Here is a 5,484-nt window from a genome sequence, read left to right on the forward strand (position 1 = left end):
ATTAGCTGAGCAAGGCGTTTCGTTCCTTCATTCGATTACAATTGCGTTACTACTTGACCAAAATTAACAAGCATGCCTTAAATATACCATGGATATTTTAAGGTTACTAAGGAGGGAGATTAAGCTGCCAGCATCGCAGAGCTTTTTTCTACTGGGACCGAGGCAGACAGGGAAAACTACGCTAATCCAGCAGAGCTTTCCGGCAAAGGGCCTTAGGGGCTACAACTTACTTTTAAGCGATGAATTTAGGCGATTGGCTGCTACTCCGGAGCTCTTGCGCGAAGAGGTTGCCGCACTAGATAACAGCATTAGTCACGTGTTTATCGACGAGGTTCAGCGCATTCCCGAGTTGTTAAACGAGGTGCAGTATCTCATTGACAGTGGAGCGAGACAGAAGTTTATTTTAACCGGCTCAAGCGCTAGAAAGATCAAGCGCGGCCAGGGCAATCTCCTTGCCGGCAGAGCGTGGAATTATCACCTCTATCCTCTTTCGCTCCTTGAAATAGGAAAGGACTACAGCCTGAGTGATATTTTATCCTTTGGGATGCTTCCTCAAAATATTGTCACCAAAGAGTTAGATTCAAAAGTTAAGAACCTACGCGCATACGTAGACGTTTACCTAAAAGAAGAGATTGAAACTGAAGCTCTGTCTCGCAACATCGGGGGATTTATCCGTTTCCTTTCAGTTGCGGCTCAACAAAACGGAGAGCAGTTAAATTATTCAAATATCGCTAGGGACGTGGGAATTAGCTCTGTTACGATTAAGGAGTATTTTAAGATACTTGAGGACACGCTGGTGGGCTTTTTCTTGTTGCCTTTTGCTTATTCTGAGCGCAAACGCCACAAACTGAGCCCTAAATTTTATTTTTTTGATACCGGAGTTTTACGCGCCCTACAAAAAAGACTCAGCTTAAAGATTGAAACTCAGACATTTGAGTTCGGCAATTATTTTGAAACCTTTTTAATTAATGAAACACTAAAGATATCGGCGTATCAAGAAAAAGACCTATCTCTTTCTTTCCTAAGAACAGCTAACAACGTTGAAGTCGATTTAGTAATCCAATCCCCCAAGGGCGACATACTTGGCGTCGAAATAAAAAGTAAACCCCACCCCATTGCAAGCGATTTCAAGACTGGATTCCAAGCTTTAAAAAGTCTAGCGCCAAAGGCAAAATGCATCTGCGTCTCCACTGCAAATAAACCGAGGATTGTCGAAGGCTATGAAGTATTGCCGTATACCGACTTTCTAAAATTTATCCGCAGCTTATAGCAACGCATAATGTCGTTAAGTAGATTAAACTGGCCCCGGCTTATCTTTACAATTCTAGTCGCATTTCTAACTATAATTCTTGTCTATTGGCAGTGGTATACACTCGTGTTAGTAAGTGGCTGGCTTTTGTAATTAGGCTTTTCGCATTTGCGCCTTAAAACCAGAGCAACCGAAAATGCTTACCGCCGTAGTCAGTGGATTGTATGGAATCACAGGTAATTGAACCGGCGGAGGCGGACATAACTACAATAATTAAAAGCCCGTTCTGACAGTGTCGTTTTGAGTTACTGATGAACTCGCGTGCAAACATTTCCAGAGTTGGATTAGAGGGAGCGTTAATAGCCTTGTCTCCCCTGCCGCTATTGTTGCCATTTTTAGGAGAAGAAACAAGAAGCCCAGAAATGTGGCGCTTAACCTTAGCAAGCGTAGGAGCAATCTCCTGTCTCCTCTGTGGCCTAAACTTATTTCATCGTTTGTGGCTCGGGAAACTTTTCGGCAACCTGGCCGCAGTATCTAGCTTTTTAGTCGCATTTCCCCATATTCGCACTAACCCATTCGCCACACTTTCTGCCTTCATAGCCCTTATATTTGTCGCAGCTACATTGCTCGACTTTCGCATTAGTACCTCAGGCGCGCGCAGCATCCATTCCGAACGCTGCCTGCAACGAGCCCGTTACGCACTGTTTGTTGTGCCGTTTGTAGTTCTAATTCCGCAACTAATGGGCTCCTCCAATCAGAACATAGCAGTCCTTGTAATAGGAGCATCCTCCATAATAGCACAAGCGTTCGTCCTTCATTGGTCGATGGCAATTAGCTCAAGACTTTACTCAGTACTCCCGACCATCGGTAGTTTTGCAATAGTCATCTCTCTCTGCTTCTTTACCTCCATAAAAATTGCCGCTCTCGTAATTCTCATAACTTTGCTTAGTTTAACAGCAATCCCTAGCCACGGCGCTATGCTCGAAAGAGAAGAACATTGGTGGGATTTTCTAATAAATAATCCAGCACGAGTCCTAATTACAACTTTTTCGTCGCTGTGCATATTAGGCACTCTTCTCTTACTTATCCCCGGCTCGACCACTAAAGGCAACATCGATGTAATCGACGCAGCCTTTACATCCGTTAGCGCGGTATGCGTAACTGGCTTAATAGTAAAAGATACACCAGTTGACTTTACGCTTTTTGGACAACTGTGCATTCTAATCCTAATTCAGCTCGGTGGCCTCGGAATCATGAGTATCACCACAGTAGCCCTTCACGTTTTAGGAACTCGCCTTAGCCTTAAACAAGAACGCCTGATGACTATGATGGCGGACACCTCTCACGAAGATTTAGTAACCTCACTACAAACCATTATTAAATTTACCTTCGCAGTAGAAATAATAGGCGCATCCATTCTAACAATATTGTTTTACACTAACGGCGAATCGTTCTTTCTTGCATTGTGGCGTGGCATATTTACGGCAATATCGGCATTCTGCAACGCTGGCTTCGCGCTGCAGAGCGATAACCTAGTATCTTATCAAACTAAACCCCTTATTCTCCACACAGTAGCACTATTAATTATTTTAGGTGGGTTAGCTCCTGCTACAAGCCTAATGATTCCTAAGTGGCTTAAGGGGAAACCCATCCCAATCCCATCGCGCATAGCCCTCCTCACTACAGTCATATTACTGCTAATTGGAACATTTTCTATTTTAGCTTTTGAATGGAAAGGCGTGCTGGTAGGGCTTTCGGCAACCGATAAAGTTCAAAATGCTTGGTTCCAGTCTGTCACACTTAGAACCGCTGGGTTTAACTCCGTAGACATCGCTACCATTACAAGTCCCACTTTCTTGCTGATGATTGCCCTTATGTTTATTGGCGGAAGCCCGGGAGGAACCGCCGGCGGAGTGAAAACGACCACTATTGGATTACTAGCTCTAACTTTCGTCGCAACTATTGCCAATCGCAGCCAAGTAGTAATGCAAAAAAGGCGCATTCACGCTAACTCCATCTACCGCGCAGTTACAGTAGTGGCTTCGGGAATGATTGTGTGGTTAGTAGTCGTTATTATGTTGGAAGTAAGTCAACAAATACCGGCGCGAGATCTCATCTTTGAAGCAACTTCGGCATTGGGTACTGTTGGGCTCTCTACTGGCGCAACAACAATGCTGGATGAAATCGGCAAACTGATAATTATCTTTGCAATGTTTGCAGGACGCATAGGTCCAGTTACCATGTTTATGCTAGTAAGCGACGACCAGAGTGTTTCAGATACTAGGTATCCCTTGGAAAAAGTCTCTCTCACATAAATATAACTAGGAGTTCTTATATGGCTCAACAAATACTTATTATCGGGCTTGGACAATTTGGGATGTCTCTCGCTCGAACGCTCTCCGAAAAAGGAGCAGAAGTCCTCGCGGTGGATAAGGAGCGGCATCTCGTTGAAGAAGCTTCGGCCTTTGTTACAGAAGCTGTAAATACCGACGCTGCTGACGAGGACGAGCTAGCAAAACTAGAACCTCGTAAGCGCGACTCGGCAGTCTGCGCAATTGGCGACGATTCAAAAGAATCCTCAATTATCTGCACTGCCCTTCTTCGACAGATGGGAGCACCAGTAGTAATTGCTCGCGCTAATGACAAACTCCACCAACGCATTCTTCAGTTAGTTGGCGCCCACCAAGTGATTAACCCGGAACACGAATTCGGCAAGCGCTTTGCCAATCGCTTGCTCTACCGAGAAGTAGTCGTGGATACAAACCTTGGCGAAGACCTGCACCTGACAGAAATTCGCATTCAGCCCTCCATGATTGGGAAAAACCTCGTAGAGCTCGCTCTTCCTAAGCGCTTTGGAGTAATGGTAGTAGGCATCCGCAGGGGCAGCCCTGGAAAGATACTGCCCCCTTCGCCAACTGAACCACTTCACGCTGGGGATAACCTGATAATCGTATCCAGCGAAGCAGCAATCCCTAAGCTCACAAAGGGAGTTTAGCTATGAAGCTCGCTCAACCCATTCGATCCGGAGCCTGGATCCTCATCTCCCTGAATCTGCTCATGTCGTTTGCTTCAGTTTGGATTTTCGTGAGAATGGTGCCAGCTATAGAAAAAATAATCGCCGAAAATGAAGCTTCGCTAGAAGCCTGCGAAGATATGCTAACAGCCCTAACTTTAGCAGATGCCAATGCGCTCGAGACTCAGACTAGCGCGAGTGCTTTTAGCAACGCGCTCGATCGAGCCATAAAAAACATTACGGAAATCGAAGAGCCCGCAGTCGTTGAACGAATAAAACACTCCTATGCGGCCGCACTTAGCGGAGATCGCACAGCCATTCGACAAACCGTGAAAGCCATTTCGCAGCTTAGCAAAATTAACCGTGCAGCATTAAAGCGGGACCACATGAAGGCAAAACAGCTAGGAACCGCCGGGGCCTGGAGCATAGTATTTATGTCCATCCTTATATTTCTAGTTGGCATGATAAACATCCATAACATCCGCGTAAACGCCATAGATCCACTGCAAGAAATCAATTCCGCTCTAACCGCCTTTCACCTTGGCGATACATTGCGGCGCTGCTCGTTGAAGAGTCCTAATAGAAATGTTAGTCAAATATTTAGCCAGGTTAATGAGTTAATGGACTTGTGTAGTGGGGGTAAGGCTGCGGAGCAGCTTGGGAAAGCAGACAAAGACGATGTGAGGATAGCGTAGCCAACTAAAACTTTTGTAGAATGTTTGCTTTAATTTAGCCCAAGCTTTAATATGCCGAGCTAATTAATCTCGCGATCAGTCGGTATTAAACGCGCTGAAATAGTTGTTCATTCTAAGTAACATTGACTCAGAGTAGAGTATCTATTGTTTCTCTAGCCTTAGTTCTTTAGGTGCTCTTTTTGTAGAGACTAGGACTAGAGAAGCAATCCTAAATTATAAAAGTTAAGGTTTTTAGTTTTTTATTTTGGCTAGGCTAGACTTGAAAAATTTTTCCTTGCGTTTGCAGCGAACATCACGGATGTTTGCGCGAGGAATAAAAACTTTTTTCCTGAAAGGAGAAGTATCGTGACGAAAATTGTTTACACTGTAACAGACGAAGCACCGCGGCTGGCGACTTACTCGTTGTTGCCAGTCGTGGAAGCGTTTTGCGAGCAGGCTGGAGTGGTGGTTGAAAAGCGAAATATTTCGTTAGCTCACCGCATTCTAGCTGCTGCGGGCAAGGCGCCCGATGAGTTGGCGGCGCTGGC

The 5,484-nt window shown here is 45.1% G+C and carries 5 protein-coding genes; all 5 read left to right on the forward strand.

Annotated features, from left to right (window positions below):
* Positions 1–88: 88 nt before the first annotated feature.
* Positions 89–1,270 (forward strand): ATP-binding protein, encoded by a 1,182-nt coding sequence (locus IT291_01380; GenBank protein ID MCC6219874.1) that lies wholly within the window; start codon positions 89–91, stop codon positions 1,268–1,270.
* A 290-nt stretch (positions 1,271–1,560) separates the two neighbouring features.
* Complete coding sequence (locus IT291_01385; GenBank protein MCC6219875.1) at positions 1,561–3,564, forward strand: potassium transporter TrkH; 2,004 nt, start codon at positions 1,561–1,563, stop codon at positions 3,562–3,564.
* A gap of 20 nt (positions 3,565–3,584) precedes the next feature.
* Positions 3,585–4,244 (forward strand): TrkA family potassium uptake protein, encoded by a 660-nt coding sequence (locus IT291_01390; GenBank protein MCC6219876.1) that lies wholly within the window; start codon positions 3,585–3,587, stop codon positions 4,242–4,244.
* 2 nt (positions 4,245–4,246) lie between these two features.
* On the forward strand, positions 4,247–4,957 hold the full coding sequence (locus tag IT291_01395) for a hypothetical protein (protein ID MCC6219877.1): 711 nt from the start codon (positions 4,247–4,249) through the stop codon (positions 4,955–4,957).
* Positions 4,958–5,302: 345 nt separating this feature from the next.
* Positions 5,303–5,484, forward strand: a 182-nt coding sequence (locus IT291_01400) for an NADP-dependent isocitrate dehydrogenase (GenBank protein ID MCC6219878.1), incomplete at its 3' end; no start/stop codon positions are given.

The sequence above is a fragment of the Deltaproteobacteria bacterium genome, assembly GCA_020845775.1.
Classification (GTDB): domain Bacteria; phylum Bdellovibrionota_C; class UBA2361; order SZUA-149; family JADLFC01; genus JADLFC01.

What these genes read in the sequence shown, in the direction of transcription:
- IT291_01380 (MCC6219874.1), top strand. Translation starts at nt 89, where the DNA reads ATGGATATTTTAAGGTTACTAAGGAGGGAGATTAAGCTGCCAGCATCG.
- IT291_01385 (MCC6219875.1), top strand. Translation starts at nt 1,561, where the DNA reads ATGAACTCGCGTGCAAACATTTCCAGAGTTGGATTAGAGGGAGCGTTA.
- IT291_01390 (MCC6219876.1), top strand. Translation starts at nt 3,585, where the DNA reads ATGGCTCAACAAATACTTATTATCGGGCTTGGACAATTTGGGATGTCT.
- IT291_01395 (MCC6219877.1), top strand. Translation starts at nt 4,247, where the DNA reads ATGAAGCTCGCTCAACCCATTCGATCCGGAGCCTGGATCCTCATCTCC.